General features: G+C 65.1%; 8 protein-coding genes and 3 rRNA genes. 9 read left to right on the top strand and 2 right to left on the bottom strand.

The window, feature by feature from the left end:
* Positions 1 to 6: 6 nt before the first annotated feature.
* The gene (locus tag BLV72_RS19065) at positions 7 to 1,539 is read right to left on the bottom strand and encodes a SulP family inorganic anion transporter (protein WP_093463677.1); all 1,533 of its coding nucleotides are present in this window, start codon (positions 1,537 to 1,539) and stop codon (positions 7 to 9) included.
* Between the two features lie 198 nt (positions 1,540 to 1,737).
* Between BLV72_RS19065 and BLV72_RS48800 the strand changes: the two genes are divergently transcribed.
* Both BLV72_RS48800 and proC read left to right on the top strand, forming a co-directional pair.
* Positions 1,738 to 2,076: a hypothetical protein gene (locus BLV72_RS48800; RefSeq protein ID WP_208905671.1), complete on the top strand. Its 339-nt coding sequence runs from the start codon at positions 1,738 to 1,740 to the stop codon at positions 2,074 to 2,076.
* Between the two features lie 334 nt (positions 2,077 to 2,410).
* Positions 2,411 to 3,220: a pyrroline-5-carboxylate reductase gene (gene proC, locus BLV72_RS19075; protein WP_093463678.1), complete on the top strand. Its 810-nt coding sequence runs from the start codon at positions 2,411 to 2,413 to the stop codon at positions 3,218 to 3,220.
* 197 nt (positions 3,221 to 3,417) lie between these two features.
* Here proC and trpS read toward each other — a convergent pair whose 3' ends face one another.
* Positions 3,418 to 4,437 carry a tryptophan--tRNA ligase gene (trpS, locus tag BLV72_RS19080; protein WP_093463680.1) on the bottom strand — a complete coding sequence of 340 codons (1,020 nt, stop codon included), beginning with the start codon at positions 4,435 to 4,437 and terminating at the stop codon, positions 3,418 to 3,420.
* Positions 4,438 to 5,169: 732 nt separating this feature from the next.
* Here trpS and BLV72_RS19090 point away from each other — a divergent pair.
* The 7 genes from BLV72_RS19090 (at position 5,170) to BLV72_RS19120 (ending at position 14,378) form a co-directional block, all read left to right on the top strand.
* Positions 5,170 to 6,696: ribosomal RNA gene (locus BLV72_RS19090) — 16S ribosomal RNA — on the top strand.
* A gap of 288 nt (positions 6,697 to 6,984) precedes the next feature.
* Positions 6,985 to 10,104: ribosomal RNA gene (locus BLV72_RS19095) — 23S ribosomal RNA — on the top strand.
* Positions 10,105 to 10,196: 92 nt separating this feature from the next.
* Positions 10,197 to 10,313: ribosomal RNA gene (gene rrf / locus BLV72_RS19100) — 5S ribosomal RNA — on the top strand.
* Together the 16S, 23S and 5S rRNA genes form the textbook arrangement of a ribosomal RNA operon.
* A 76-nt stretch (positions 10,314 to 10,389) precedes the next feature.
* Complete coding sequence (locus BLV72_RS19105) at positions 10,390 to 11,046, top strand: HAD family hydrolase (protein WP_093463681.1); 657 nt, start codon at positions 10,390 to 10,392, stop codon at positions 11,044 to 11,046.
* Positions 11,047 to 11,070: 24 nt separating this feature from the next.
* A complete protein-coding gene (locus BLV72_RS19110) occupies positions 11,071 to 12,285 on the top strand; it encodes an MFS transporter (RefSeq protein ID WP_093463683.1) in 1,215 nt (404 codons plus the stop codon).
* Entirely contained in the window at positions 12,254 to 13,426 is a 1,173-nt protein-coding gene (locus BLV72_RS19115; RefSeq protein WP_093463684.1) for an acetoin utilization protein AcuC, read from the top strand. The genes BLV72_RS19110 and BLV72_RS19115 overlap by 32 nt, the downstream gene beginning before the upstream one ends.
* Before the next feature lie 136 nt (positions 13,427 to 13,562).
* Positions 13,563 to 14,378 carry a phosphatase gene (locus BLV72_RS19120; RefSeq protein WP_093463686.1) on the top strand — a complete coding sequence of 272 codons (816 nt, stop codon included), beginning with the start codon at positions 13,563 to 13,565 and terminating at the stop codon, positions 14,376 to 14,378.
* The last annotated feature ends 92 nt before the right edge of the window (positions 14,379 to 14,470 follow it).

Consider the following 14,470-nt stretch of genomic DNA (forward strand, 5'->3'; position numbering starts at 1 on the left):
GGGCCGTTACGCCGGGACCCGCTCCTCGACGGCGGCGTCCCGCTTGACCACCGCGTTGTGCCGCTCGGTCCAGGTGGCCAGCGCCATCTCACAGGCGTGGTCCACATGGCGCAGCCCGGTCAGGTCGAGCTCGACCTCCCGCTCACGGGGCAGCGCCTCCAGCTCGTCCAGCAGCTTGGGCAGCCGCAGGAAGGTCGCGTGACCGCGCACCCGGACGTGCAGGGGCTTGTCCTCGGCACCGTCGCCGTCCTCGTGCCCGCTGACCTCGACATGCACATGCGAGGTCTCCCAGGCCGTCTTGGCCACGGCCATCAGCAGACCGATGATCACGCCCTCGAACATATTGGTGATCACGATCGCGCCGGCGGTGACGATCAGGATGATCGCCTCACCGCGGTGGGCACGCCACAACGGCACCAGGTCCTTGGTCGGGATCAGCTTCCAGCCCGAGTACACCAGCACACCGGCGAGAGTCGCCACCGGGATGATGCCCAGGGCCGAGGGGAAGAGGACCGCGAAGATCAGCAGCCACACACCGTGCAGCACCCGTGACGCCTTCGTCTTGGCGCCGGCGTGCACATTGGCCGCGCTCCGCACGATCACCGCGGTCATCGGCAGGGCGCCGAGGACACCGCACACCGCGTTGCCCGCGCCCTGCGCCATGAGCTCCTTGTCGTAGTTGGTGCGCGGACCGTCGTGCAGCCGGTCCACGGCCGCGGCGCTGAACAGGCTCTCGGCCGAGGCGATCAGCGTGAAGGCGAGCACGGTGCCGATGACGCCCACCTCGGCGAGCGCCTGGAACTCACCGCCGCCGGGCGGCTGGATGGCGTCCAGCAGACCCTTGACCTCGACCCGCGCGATCGGCAGGTCGAAGATCACGGTCGAGGCGGTGGCGAGCGCGACGGCCACCAGCGGCGCGGGCAGCACCTTGGCGCCCTTGCGGAAACGCGGCCACAGCACCAGGACGGCGATGGTGCCGACGCCCACGGCGACGGCCTGCAGGGCGTCGCCGGAACCGGCCACGTCCCCGATGAGCTCCGGAATGCCGAAGATCTTGTCGAGCCCGCTGGTCGGCGCCTTGGCGTCGGCGAGCGCGTAGAGCTGCCCGGCGATCAGCACCAGGCCGATGCCCGCGAGCATGCCCTGCACCACGGCGACGGAGATCGCCCGGAACCAGCGGCCGAGGCCGAGCGCGCCCATGGTCAGCTGCAGCAGTCCGGAGATCAGGACGAGGACGCCGAGTGCGGCGACGCCGTATTGCTCCACGGCCTCGTACACCAACACGGTCAGACCGGCGGCCGGGCCGGAGACCTGCAGGCTGCTGCCCGGCAGGAAACCGGTGACCAGCCCGCCGACGATGCCGGTGATCAGGCCGAGCTCGGCCGGAACACCCGAGGCCACCGCCACCCCCACGCACAGGGGCACGGCGACGAGGAAGACGACGAGAGAAGCGGTGAAGTCGGCGCGGAATGTTCCGGCGCCGGATGAGCCTGAGGTGCCTCCGGCACCACGGAAACGGTCAAGGAGAGAGTTTCGCATGAGGGTTGCCTCCTGTGCGCCCCGTCACCGGCTCATGGGCAGGCGGGGGCACGGCATAGCGCTACGTCAGTGGGATCGATGGAATCGGTCGCTGGCGGTTGAGATCGCTTGCGCGAGAAGCGTGAAAAGCGTGGAAATGGTGCGAGACGAACCGCCGGGCTACGGCGGTGTAGCTCTCAGCAGCGGAAGGTCTGGAGGATGACGGGCAGCTCGCCCGATCTCGACACCGGAACGGCTTGCCGTTCGGTGACCGATGAGGAGATGGCGGTACGTGGCACCGGAACACCGGTGTCGCAACCGCACACACATCCGTATTTGCCGCTCGGCGTGGGAGCGGTCAGCGGGGCTCGTCCGCGAAGCCCCTTGCAGTCTGCTGTTCCGTGGTCGCCGTGCGCGGAGACCCATGATTCTGTGGCCTGCCGCGGATCGGCCGAAGCGGTGACGCTGCTCGTCTCGGGATGGATGACCTGCGCGGACGCGCAATCAGCCGCGATGAAGAGGGCAAGCAACACGGCTACCGCCGTTACCAGTGCGTGAGCGGTATGCCGAATGCTCCTCACCATCGCCCCCTTCCCGTACGTATAGACACCGGCCCCCATTGTGTCCATGAGACTGTGACCATTTGCAAGTCGATATGTAACCGACTTGTGAACTCGGAGGCATCGAACAGGACTGCTCGGTTCCGGGCGCCCCCATGGGCGCGGGCGCAAAGCGGCCTCCGGGTCACACCGGATGGCGCGAAAATTTTTATTCATCGAACGACGAATAAGTAATTCATAAGGGCCGTAGGGAATAGGCCACCCGTGGGAAGATGGCGGAGAACACACATGCAGCACAGCACGACCCGCTCAGGTATGAGGAGAGCCGCACTATGACGGAGAAGGTCGCCGTGCTCGGCACGGGGAAGATTGGCGAAGCCCTTCTCAGCGGAATGATCCGAGGTGGCTGGTCGCCGTCCGACCTCCTGGTGACGGCCCGCCGCCCCGAGCGCGCCGAGGAGCTCCGCTCGCGCCACGGCGTCGAAGCCGTCTCCAACGCCGAGGCCGCCAAGTCCGCCGACACCCTCATCCTCACCGTCAAGCCGCAGGACATGGGCGCCCTGCTCGATGAGCTCGCCCCGCACATCCCCGCCGACCGGCTGGTGATCTCCGGCGCGGCCGGCATCCCCACCTCCTTCTTCGAGGCGCGTCTGGCCGCCGGCACCCCGGTCGTCCGTGTGATGACCAACACCCCCGCACTGGTCGACGAGGCCATGTCCGTCATCTCGGCGGGCAGCCACGCCACCGAGGAGCACCTCGCCCACACCGAGGCGATCTTCGGCGGCGTCGGCAAGACGCTGCGCGTCCCCGAATCCCAGCAGGACGCCGCGACCGCCCTCTCCGGCTCCGGCCCGGCCTACTTCTACTTCCTCGTCGAGGCCATGACCGACGCGGGCATCCTGCTGGGCCTGCCCCGCGACAAGGCCCATGACCTGATCGTCCAGGCGGCCATCGGCGCGGCGGTGATGCTGCGCGACAGCGATCAGCACCCGGTCAAGCTCCGGGAGGCCGTGACCTCCCCGGCGGGCACCACGATCAACGCCATCCGCGAGCTCGAGAGCCACGGTGTGCGCGCCGCGCTGATCGCCGCGCTGGAGGCGGCCCGCGACCGCAGCCGCGAGCTCGCCTCCGGCAACGGCTGACGCCGACCGGCCGGGCGCCCGCCGCTCCGATCAGGCGACCGGCGCCCCGCCGCTCCGATCAGGCGACCGGCGCCCCGCCGCTCCGATCAGGCGACCGGCGCCCCGCCGCTCCGATCAGGCGACCGGCGCCCCGCCGCTCCGATCAGGCGACCGGCGCCCCGCCGCTTCGGTCAGGGGCCGGTGCCCAGTCGCTTCGGTCAGGCGGGCGGCAGCAGCCCGACCGCCGCATACGCCTCGTCCACCTGGGGCCGGGCCAGCCCGCGCGCCCGCTCGGCCCCGGCCCGCAGCACCCCGTCCATATAAGAGGGGTCGGCGCACAGCTCCGCGTGCCGGGCCTGAAGCGGCCGCAGCACCTCCAGCACCGCCTCCGCCGTGGCACCCTTCAGCGCCCCGTACGAGCTGAACTCCTCGGCCAGCACCTCCGGCTTTCCATCGGTGCACGACGCGAGCACATCCAGCAGATTCGCCACCCCCGGCTGCTCCGTCCGGTCATACCGCACCTCGGTTCCGCTGTCCGTGACGGCCCGCATGATCTTCTTCCGCACCACATCCGGCTCATCGAGCAGATAGACGATGCCCGCCGTCTCCGCATGCGACTTCCCCATCTTCGAGGTGGGGTCCTGCAGATCCATCACCCGCGCCGAAACCCGCGGCCGAGTGGCCCGGGGCACGGTGAAGACCGGTCCGTACCGCTGGTTGAACCGCTGCGCCAGATCCCGGGCCAGCTCGACATGTTGCGTCTGGTCCTCGCCGACGGGCACCTCATGCGTGCCATAGGCGAGGATGTCGGCCGCCATCAGCGCCGGATAGGTGAGCAGCGACAGCCGTACGCTCCGGCCTCTCGCCTGCTCCCGCACGGCCTTCTCCTTGTACTGGATCATCCGACGCATCTCGCCGTCGGTGGCCGTGCACTCCATGAGATAGGACAGCCGTGCGTGCTCATCCACCTGGCTCTGGACGAACAGCGTGCACTGCTCGGGGTCGAGCCCCGAGGCCAGCAGCAGCGTGGCGGCCTGCCGGGTGAGCCGCCGCACCCGCGCCGGGTCGTGTTCGACCGTGAGCGCGTGCAGATCGACGACGCAGAACAGCGCGTCGGCACGGTGCTGATCCTCCTGAACCCACCGGCGTACGGCCCCGAGGTAGTTGCCGAGGGTCAGATGTCCACTCGGTTTGATCCCACTGAAGATCCGACGCCGTGCCGTCTTCGTCTCCGTCATCTCTTTGCCATCTCCCGCTGTGTCGGGACCGCCGACCCGGCCGGCCGGGCTTCGCGGGGAGGAGATACGCGAACGGCCGCCGGAGCGGCGGCCGTGGTTGCGCATGTGTTGATAGAGGCGGCCGCCGTCAGGCGGCCCACCACCGTGGGTGTACACATGCGCTCGTCATGCCTTAGACGGTACGCCCTGACGGGGCGTCCGGCCATGAGTTTGATGGTCCTCGGGGCGTCGTGTACTGTTCACCGAGTTGCCACGGAGCCCTGCGGGGAAACGCGGCAGCCACTCGAGCCGCACCGGCGGCAAACCACTTCTGCACGGCCCCTCATCGGGATGGATTTCGGCATGCCGGAATTCGGATCGGGAAGCTCGATTATGAGCATCCGAGGGAATCCGCTAAAGTAGTGATCACGCCGGAAGGCGCGAAAGACCCCGCTCCAGCAGGGGGCCGGAAACGGAATTCGGACCGGAAACGGAACGGAAAACGGATCTGGTAAGGTTGGAAACACCGAAGGGAAGCGCCCGGAGAAACCGGTGAAACGGTTTCGAAGGAAGCGTCCGTTCCTTGAGAACTCAACAGCGTGCCAAAAGTCAACGCCAGATATGTTGATACCCCGTCCATCTCGGACGAGGTTCCTTTGGAAAAATACACAGCGAGGACGCTGTGAGCGGACTGGATTATTCCTCCGGTCTGCTCCGCTCTCGTGACTGTGTGACCGGGATATCCCGGAAGCATTCACGGAGAGTTTGATCCTGGCTCAGGACGAACGCTGGCGGCGTGCTTAACACATGCAAGTCGAACGATGAACCGGTTTCGGCCGGGGATTAGTGGCGAACGGGTGAGTAACACGTGGGCAATCTGCCCTGCACTCTGGGACAAGCCCTGGAAACGGGGTCTAATACCGGATATGACACGCTCCCGCATGGGATGCGTGTGGAAAGCTCCGGCGGTGCAGGATGAGCCCGCGGCCTATCAGCTTGTTGGTGGGGTGATGGCCTACCAAGGCGACGACGGGTAGCCGGCCTGAGAGGGCGACCGGCCACACTGGGACTGAGACACGGCCCAGACTCCTACGGGAGGCAGCAGTGGGGAATATTGCACAATGGGCGAAAGCCTGATGCAGCGACGCCGCGTGAGGGATGACGGCCTTCGGGTTGTAAACCTCTTTCAGCAGGGAAGAAGCGAGAGTGACGGTACCTGCAGAAGAAGCGCCGGCTAACTACGTGCCAGCAGCCGCGGTAATACGTAGGGCGCAAGCGTTGTCCGGAATTATTGGGCGTAAAGAGCTCGTAGGCGGCTTGTCGCGTCGGATGTGAAAGCCCGGGGCTTAACTCCGGGTCTGCATTCGATACGGGCAGGCTAGAGTTCGGTAGGGGAGATCGGAATTCCTGGTGTAGCGGTGAAATGCGCAGATATCAGGAGGAACACCGGTGGCGAAGGCGGATCTCTGGGCCGATACTGACGCTGAGGAGCGAAAGCGTGGGGAGCGAACAGGATTAGATACCCTGGTAGTCCACGCCGTAAACGTTGGGAACTAGGTGTGGGCGACATTCCACGTCGTCCGCGCCGCAGCTAACGCATTAAGTTCCCCGCCTGGGGAGTACGGCCGCAAGGCTAAAACTCAAAGGAATTGACGGGGGCCCGCACAAGCGGCGGAGCATGTGGCTTAATTCGACGCAACGCGAAGAACCTTACCAAGGCTTGACATACACCGGAAACCTCTGGAGACAGGGGCCCCCTTGTGGTCGGTGTACAGGTGGTGCATGGCTGTCGTCAGCTCGTGTCGTGAGATGTTGGGTTAAGTCCCGCAACGAGCGCAACCCTTGTTCTGTGTTGCCAGCATGCCTTTCGGGGTGATGGGGACTCACAGGAGACTGCCGGGGTCAACTCGGAGGAAGGTGGGGACGACGTCAAGTCATCATGCCCCTTATGTCTTGGGCTGCACACGTGCTACAATGGCCGGTACAATGAGCTGCGAAGCCGTGAGGTGGAGCGAATCTCAAAAAGCCGGTCTCAGTTCGGATTGGGGTCTGCAACTCGACCCCATGAAGTCGGAGTCGCTAGTAATCGCAGATCAGCATTGCTGCGGTGAATACGTTCCCGGGCCTTGTACACACCGCCCGTCACGTCACGAAAGTCGGTAACACCCGAAGCCGGTGGCCCAACCCTTGTGGGGGGAGCCGTCGAAGGTGGGACTGGCGATTGGGACGAAGTCGTAACAAGGTAGCCGTACCGGAAGGTGCGGCTGGATCACCTCCTTTCTAAGGAGCGCATAGCCGACTGCGAGCGCATGTCTCGCACGGTTTGCTCATGGGTGGAACGTTGACTATTCGGCACAGTCCTTCGTGTGATGACTGCTAGTACTGCCCTTCGGGGCGTGGAACGCGGCTCGGAGCAGGGGGACGGTGTCGGGCACGCTGTTGGGTGTCTGAGGGCACGGGCAATTTTTGCTTGTTCCTTCGGCCGGTCCCGGTGTACTGCATCGCAAGGTGTGGGTGACGGGGTACGGGTCGTTGTTTGAGAACTGCACAGTGGACGCGAGCATCTGTGGCCAAGTTTTTAAGGGCGCACGGTGGATGCCTTGGCACCAGGAACCGATGAAGGACGTGGGAGGCCGCGATAGGCCCCGGGGAGCTGTCAACCGAGCTTTGATCCGGGGGTGTCCGAATGGGGAAACCCGGCAGTCGTCATGGGCTGTCACCCATACCTGAACACATAGGGTATGTGGAGGGAACGCGGGGAAGTGAAACATCTCAGTACCCGCAGGAAGAGAAAACAACCGTGATTCCGGGAGTAGTGGCGAGCGAAACTGGATGAGGCTAAACCGTATGTGTGTGATACCCGGCAGGGGTTGCGCATACGGGGTTGTGGGAGTGGACTTCAGTCGTCTGCCGGCGGCTGGGTGAGTCAGAAACCATTGCGATAGGCGAAGGACATGCGAAAGGTCCGGCGTAGAGGGTAAGACCCCCGTAGCTGAAATCGTTGTGGCTTGCTTGTTCATTTCCCAAGTAGCACGGGGCCCGAGAAATCCCGTGTGAATCTGGCGGGACCACCCGCTAAGCCTAAATATTCCCTGGTGACCGATAGCGGATAGTACCGTGAGGGAATGGTGAAAAGTACCGCGGGAGCGGAGTGAAATAGTACCTGAAACCGTGTGCCTACAAGCCGTGGGAGCGTCGCCGTGTTCTTCGGAGCACGGTCGTGACTGCGTGCCTTTTGAAGAATGAGCCTGCGAGTTTGCGGTGTGTTGCGAGGTTAACCCGTGTGGGGAAGCCGTAGCGAAAGCGAGTCCGAATAGGGCGGTTTAGTAGCGCGCTCAAGACCCGAAGCGGAGTGATCTAGCCATGGGCAGGTTGAAGCGGAGGTAAGACTTCGTGGAGGACCGAACCCACCAGGGTTGAAAACCTGGGGGATGACCTGTGGTTAGGGGTGAAAGGCCAATCAAACTCCGTGATAGCTGGTTCTCCCCGAAATGCATTTAGGTGCAGCGTCGTGTGTTTCTTGCCGGAGGTAGAGCACTGGATAGGCGATGGGCCCTACCGGGTTACTGACCTTAGCCAAACTCCGAATGCCGGTAAGTGAGAGCGCGGCAGTGAGACTGTGGGGGATAAGCTCCATGGTCGAGAGGGAAACAGCCCAGAGCATCGACTAAGGCCCCTAAGCGTACGCTAAGTGGGAAAGGATGTGGAGTCGCAGAGACAACCAGGAGGTTGGCTTAGAAGCAGCCATCCTTGAAAGAGTGCGTAATAGCTCACTGGTCAAGTGATTCCGCGCCGACAATGTAGCGGGGCTCAAGCGTACCGCCGAAGTCGTGTCATTGCAGCATGTGGTCCAACGATCGCTGTGATGGGTAGGGGAGCGTCGTGTGCCGGGTGAAGCAGCCGTGTAAGCGAGTTGTGGATGGTTCACGAGTGAGAATGCAGGCATGAGTAGCGATACACACGTGGGAAACGTGTGCGCCGATTGACTAAGGGTTCCTGGGTCAAGCTGATCTGCCCAGGGTAAGTCGGGACCTAAGGCGAGGCCGACAGGCGTAGTCGATGGACAACCGGTTGATATTCCGGTACCCGCTTTGAAGCGCCAACGTCGAACCAGGCGATGCTAAGTCCGTGAAGCCGCCCTGGAGCCTTCGGGTGAAGGGGAGTGGTGGAGCCGACGGTCCAGACCTGTAGTAGGTGAGTGATGGGGTGACGCAGGAAGGTAGTCCAGCCCGGGCGGTGGTTGTCCCGGGGTAAGGGTGTAGCCCGAGGAGTAGGTAAATCCGTTCCTCATGAGGGGTGAGACCTGATGCCGAGCCGATTGTGGTGAAGTGGATGATCCTATGCTGTCGAGAAAAGCCTCTAGCGAGTTTCATGGCGGCCCGTACCCTAAACCGACTCAGGTGGTCAGGTAGAGAATACCGAGGCGTTCGGGTGAACTATGGTTAAGGAACTCGGCAAAATGCCCCCGTAACTTCGGGAGAAGGGGGGCCATTGCTGGTGATCCGATTTTCTTGGTGAGCTGGTGGTGGCCGCAGAGACCAGCGAGAAGCGACTGTTTACTAAAAACACAGGTCCGTGCGAAGCCGTAAGGCGATGTATACGGACTGACGCCTGCCCGGTGCTGGAACGTTAAGGGGACCGGTTAGTCACATTTCGGTGTGGCGAAGCTGAGAACTTAAGCGCCAGTAAACGGCGGTGGTAACTATAACCATCCTAAGGTAGCGAAATTCCTTGTCGGGTAAGTTCCGACCTGCACGAATGGCGTAACGACTTCTCGACTGTCTCAACCATAGGCCCGGTGAAATTGCACTACGAGTAAAGATGCTCGTTTCGCGCAGCAGGACGGAAAGACCCCGGGACCTTTACTATAGCTTGATATTGGTGTTCGGTTCGGCTTGTGTAGGATAGGTGGGAGACTGTGAAGCATTGACGCCAGTCAGTGTGGAGTCATTGTTGAAATACCACTCTGGTCGTGCTGGATGTCTAACCTGGGTCCGTGATCCGGATCAGGGACAGTGTCTGGTGGGTAGTTTAACTGGGGCGGTTGCCTCCTAAAGGGTAACGGAGGCGCCCAAAGGTTCCCTCAGCCTGGTTGGCAATCAGGTGTTGAGTGTAAGTGCACAAGGGAGCTTGACTGTGAGACCGACGGGTCGAGCAGGGACGAAAGTCGGGACTAGTGATCCGGCGGTGGCTTGTGGAAGCGCCGTCGCTCAACGGATAAAAGGTACCCCGGGGATAACAGGCTGATCTTCCCCAAGAGTCCATATCGACGGGATGGTTTGGCACCTCGATGTCGGCTCGTCGCATCCTGGGGCTGGAGTCGGTCCCAAGGGTTGGGCTGTTCGCCCATTAAAGCGGTACGCGAGCTGGGTTTAGAACGTCGTGAGACAGTTCGGTCCCTATCCGCTGTGCGCGTAGGAGTCTTGAGAAGGGCTGTCCCTAGTACGAGAGGACCGGGACGGACGAACCTCTGGTGTGCCAGTTGTTCTGCCAAGGGCATGGCTGGTTGGCTACGTTCGGGAGGGATAACCGCTGAAAGCATCTAAGCGGGAAGCCTGCTTCGAGATGAGGACTCCCACCCACTTGATGGGTTAAGGCTCCCAGTAGACGACTGGGTTGATAGGCCAGATATGGAAGCCGGGTAACTGGTGGAGTTGACTGGTACTAATAGGCCGAGGGCTTGTCCTCAGGTGCTCGCGTCCACTGTGTTGGTTCTGAAGTAATGAACCGTATTGAGCCCCCCTTTTTGGGGTGTGGTTCCGGTTTTGGTTTCATAGTGTTTCGGTGGTCATAGCGTTAGGGAAACGCCCGGTTACATTTCGAACCCGGAAGCTAAGCCTTTCAGCGCCGATGGTACTGCAGGGGGGACCCTGTGGGAGAGTAGGACACCGCCGAACAAATCTTAAGAAAAGCCCGGTTGGGAGCTTAGGCTCTCAACCGGGCTTTTCTCATTTCAGTTTGTAGGCTGGCCGTATGCGCTATGACCTGGTGATCTTCGACAACGATGGAGTGCTCGTCGACAGCGAGCCCATTTCCAATCGGTATCTCGCCGCCTACCTCACCGAGTTGGGGCACCCCACCAGCTACGAGGACTCCATACGCGACTACATGGGCTCCGCCATGCATCGCATCCACGAGCTGGTCCTGGAGCGCTCGGGCCGACGGCTGCCGCCGGACTTCGATGCCACCTTCCACGGCCGGGTCTTCGACGCCTTCCGGCAGGAGCTGCAGCCGGTGGCCGGGGTGTCCGAGGTGCTGGAGAAGCTGCGGGCCGACGGTGTTCCGTACTGCGTCGCCTCCTCCGGAAGCCATGAGCGCATCCGCGTCGCCCTCCGTACGACCGGGCTGTACGACCTCTTCGGTGAGGACCACATCTTCAGCTCCGAGGACGTGGGCCGGGGCAAGCCCGCCCCGGATCTGTTTCTGCACGCGGCCGAGCGGATGGGGGTGGCGCCCGAGCGCTGTGCCGTCGTCGAGGACAGCCCGCTCGGGGTCCAGGCCGCCGTGGCCGCCGGGATGGATGTGTACGGCTACACGGCCATGACACCCGCCGCCAAGCTCGCCGCGGCCCGGGACCGTTTCGTCCACATGGCCGAACTGCGAGGGTTGCTCACCTCTACCCACAAGTAGTCCGGGGCCGTACGCTCCACGGCCATGACGGATTCGCGTCCGAGCCGCCGGCTTCGGCAGGGCCGGGCCTCATTGGCCATCAGTTTCTTCGTCCAGGGCGCGATCTTCGCTCTGCTGGTGACGCGCATACCCGCGCTGCAGGATCGGTACGGGATATCCGACGGGCTGCTGCCCCTCTTCCTGGCCGCCGTGCCGATCCTCGCCGGTGTGGGCAGCGTCGGCACCGAGCATCTGGTCAAGCGGATGCGCCCGGGGCTCGTCCTCCGCGTGGTCCAGCCCATCGTCTCCGTCGCCCTGCTGGCCGCCGGATCGGGTACGACGGTGTGGCAGCTCGCGGCGGCTCTCGCGGTGTTCGGGCTGACGGTCGGGGCGCTCGACGCGTCGATGAACATGCTCGGGGTGAGCCTGCAGCGCGCGTACGGCCGCAGCATCATGCTCGGCTTCCACGGCGCGTACAGCCTGGGCGGGATCGCCGGGGCCTCGCTCGCCTGGGTGGGCGCGCACTGGGACCTGCCGCTGCCCACGCTCTACGCGCCGCTGGTGGCCACCCTGGTGCCGGTCGCACTGATCGCCAGCCGCTGGTACGTGGACCGCAAGGGCGATCACCAAGCCGATGACCAAGCCGACGACCACGGCGCCGCCGTGAGCATGCGGGCGCTGCTGCCGCTCTGGCTCGTCATGGCCTTCGCCTATATCGGGGACTCCACCGTCTCCAACTGGAGCGCCAAGTATCTGGAGGACGTGCTGCACAGCTCCGAGCAGCTGGCCACGGTCCCGTACAACGTCTATATGGTCACCACGCTCCTCGGCCGCTCCTTCGGCGACTTCGGGGTGCGGCGCTTCGGCGCGGTCGCCGTGGTCCGGGCCGGGGCGCTGCTCGCGGGCGCCGGTTTCGCGGTGGTCGCGGCGGCGCCCGGCCCATGGGTGGGGATGGGCGGGTTCACGCTGCTGGGGCTGGGGTTGTGCGTGCTGGTGCCGCAGACCTTCGCGGCCGCGGGGCGGCTCTTCCCCGGGGCGTCCGATGCCGCCGTCGCCCGCCTCAATATCTTCAACTACGTGGGCTTTCTCATCGGCTCACCGCTCGTCGGCGCGCTGGGCGGCGCATGGAACTATCGGGCGGCGATGCTGGTGCCGATGGCGCTCGTGCTGGTGACGATCCGGTATGCGAGGTCGTTCACCCCTGTACCAGCCGGATACGGTGACGGGCATGAGCGGCCGCGCACAGTTGATGTGGGATGAGGAAGTAACCGGATACGACTTCGGCGCCGGGCACCCGATGGACCCGGTGCGGCTGGCACTGACCATGCGGTTGGTGCAGGCGTACGGGCTGGATCGGGCGGTCCAAGTGGTGGCCGCCAAGCCGGCCGGGGAGTCGACGCTGCGCCTGGTCCACGGGCAGGAGTACATCGAGGCGGTACGGCGCGCCTCGGCCGCCCCGGGATCGGCGGACGGTTCGTACGGCCTGGGGACGATCGACGATCCGGCCTTCGCGGGGATGCACGAGGCGTCCGCGCTGATCGCCGGGCAGTCGGTGGGCGCGGCCGAGGACGTCTGGCGCGGGGAGGCGCTGCACGCGGTGAACTTCGCGGGCGGGCTGCACCATGCGATGCCCCGGGGCGCGTCCGGGTTCTGCATCTACAACGACGCGGCGCTGGCGGTCGCGCGGCTCCTGGAGCTGGGCGCGGAGCGGGTCGCGTATGTGGATGTGGATGTCCATCACGGGGACGGGGTCCAGGCGGCGTTCTGGGACGATCCGCGGGTGCTGACGATCTCGCTGCATGAGCACCCTCGCACCCTGTTCCCGCAGACCGGCTGGCCGGAGGAGGCGGGCGGGGAGGGCGCCGAGGGCTCGGCGGTCAATGTGGCGCTGCCGGCCGGGACCTCGGACGAGGGATGGCTGCGGGCCTTTCACGCCGTCGTGCCGGAGCTGCTGGCGGCGTTCCGTCCGCAGGTGCTGGTGACCCAGCATGGCGCGGACACCCATGTCGAGGACCCGCTGGCCCACTTGGCGGTGACGGTCGACGCACAGCGGGCGGTAGCCGAGAGCTGTCACCGGCTGGCGCATGAGCATGCGGACGGGCGCTGGGTCGCGCTCGGGGGCGGCGGCTATGCGGTGGTGGACGTGGTGCCGCGGTCCTGGACGCATCTGGTCGCGATCGCTGCGGGGCGGCCGGTCGAGGCCACCACGCCGGTGCCGGAGGAGTGGCGGCAGGAGGTGTACCGGCGGACCCGGATGGACGCGCCGCGGCGGATGACGGACGGGCGGGAGCCGAGCTGGCGGGAGTTCGCCGAGTCCGGGTACGACCCGGCGGACCGGCTGGACCAGGCGATCCTGGCGACGCGCCGGGCGGTCTTCCCGCACCACGGGCTGCTTCCGTGAATCGCCCCGCGAAAAGCCCCTCCGCGCTGATCGGGAACGCCCCGACCAGGGTCTGACCCAACGGGCGTTACGCCAACCGTGGGGTCTGGCGGCATAACCGGGCGGCCGGCGGGGTGCGTCCGTCAGCATCGGTGACGTGTTGAGTACTGCCGCGCTGCGCGCGCATCTGCTGGCGGCGCGGCTCGCCGGACCCGTGGCGACGAGCCGGGAGGAGAGCCTGCGCCGCTATCGGCTCTTCGCCGCCCGGGACCCCCGGGTGCTGCTCGGTCTGGAGCCCGAATACGACTGGTCCTTTACGGAATTGCTCAGCCTGATGGGCGCGAAATGCGGGGTTTCGGTCGACCCGGCCAATGTTTCGGGGCCGGATGTGATCGATCCAGAGCTGACGATCGCCGCGCTGCATGCCTTCGCGGACCGGCTGCGCGCCGCCGCCCGGGACCGGCTCCCCGTGCTCCTCGGCACCGGCCATCCCCACCGTCTCCTCGGTTTCTACGCCGCGTTGGCGTCGGCGCTCTCGGCGGCGGGCTGCCGTGTCCTCACTCCCGCGCACGGTAGATGTATCGACATAACGACGCGGTTCGGCGTACGTACCCACCGGCTCGCCTACGTACGAGGTATTGCGATGGTGCAGGCGCCCGGCGCTCGCCCGACCCTGAGTGAGCCGGGCGCCCACAGCCATTCGCCGCTCCCGGTTCGGGTCGCGCTGGGCTCTGCCGCGGAGTCCGGCGGCCCGCTGCCGGGACTGGTCATCGGGGACCACGGATGGGTCTGCGGTGCAGGTCAGCTGGGCTTTGAGGCCATCGGGCTGGGGGATACGGACGACCCCGCGCTGTTCGTCGGGGAGGCCGAGGGGCGGGTGTCCGTCGCCGTTCCGCTTGATGACGCTGTGCGGTCTGGTTACTACCGGCCGCTTACTCGCTATGTACTCAATCGAGCGTGTCTGTCACAGTAGGCGTCCGATCGCTACTCCTCTTCCCCACTTGCATCACCCGCCCCTAACCTGGAGTGGAGCGCGCATGCGACAAGGAGTCACCGGAGGGGAAG

The organism is Streptomyces melanosporofaciens (assembly GCF_900105695.1).
In the GTDB taxonomy this organism is placed as follows: domain Bacteria; phylum Actinomycetota; class Actinomycetes; order Streptomycetales; family Streptomycetaceae; genus Streptomyces; species Streptomyces antimycoticus.

What these genes read in the sequence shown, in the direction of transcription:
- BLV72_RS19115 (WP_093463684.1), top strand. Translation starts at nt 12,254, where the DNA reads ATGAGCGGCCGCGCACAGTTGATGTGGGATGAGGAAGTAACCGGATAC.
- BLV72_RS19105 (WP_093463681.1), top strand. Translation starts at nt 10,390, where the DNA reads ATGCGCTATGACCTGGTGATCTTCGACAACGATGGAGTGCTCGTCGAC.
- trpS (WP_093463680.1), bottom strand. Translation starts at nt 4,437, where the DNA reads ATGACGGAGACGAAGACGGCACGGCGTCGGATCTTCAGTGGGATCAAA.
- BLV72_RS48800 (WP_208905671.1), top strand. Translation starts at nt 1,738, where the DNA reads ATGACGGGCAGCTCGCCCGATCTCGACACCGGAACGGCTTGCCGTTCG.
- BLV72_RS19065 (WP_093463677.1), bottom strand. Translation starts at nt 1,539, where the DNA reads ATGCGAAACTCTCTCCTTGACCGTTTCCGTGGTGCCGGAGGCACCTCA.
- BLV72_RS19110 (WP_093463683.1), top strand. Translation starts at nt 11,071, where the DNA reads ATGACGGATTCGCGTCCGAGCCGCCGGCTTCGGCAGGGCCGGGCCTCA.
- proC (WP_093463678.1), top strand. Translation starts at nt 2,411, where the DNA reads ATGACGGAGAAGGTCGCCGTGCTCGGCACGGGGAAGATTGGCGAAGCC.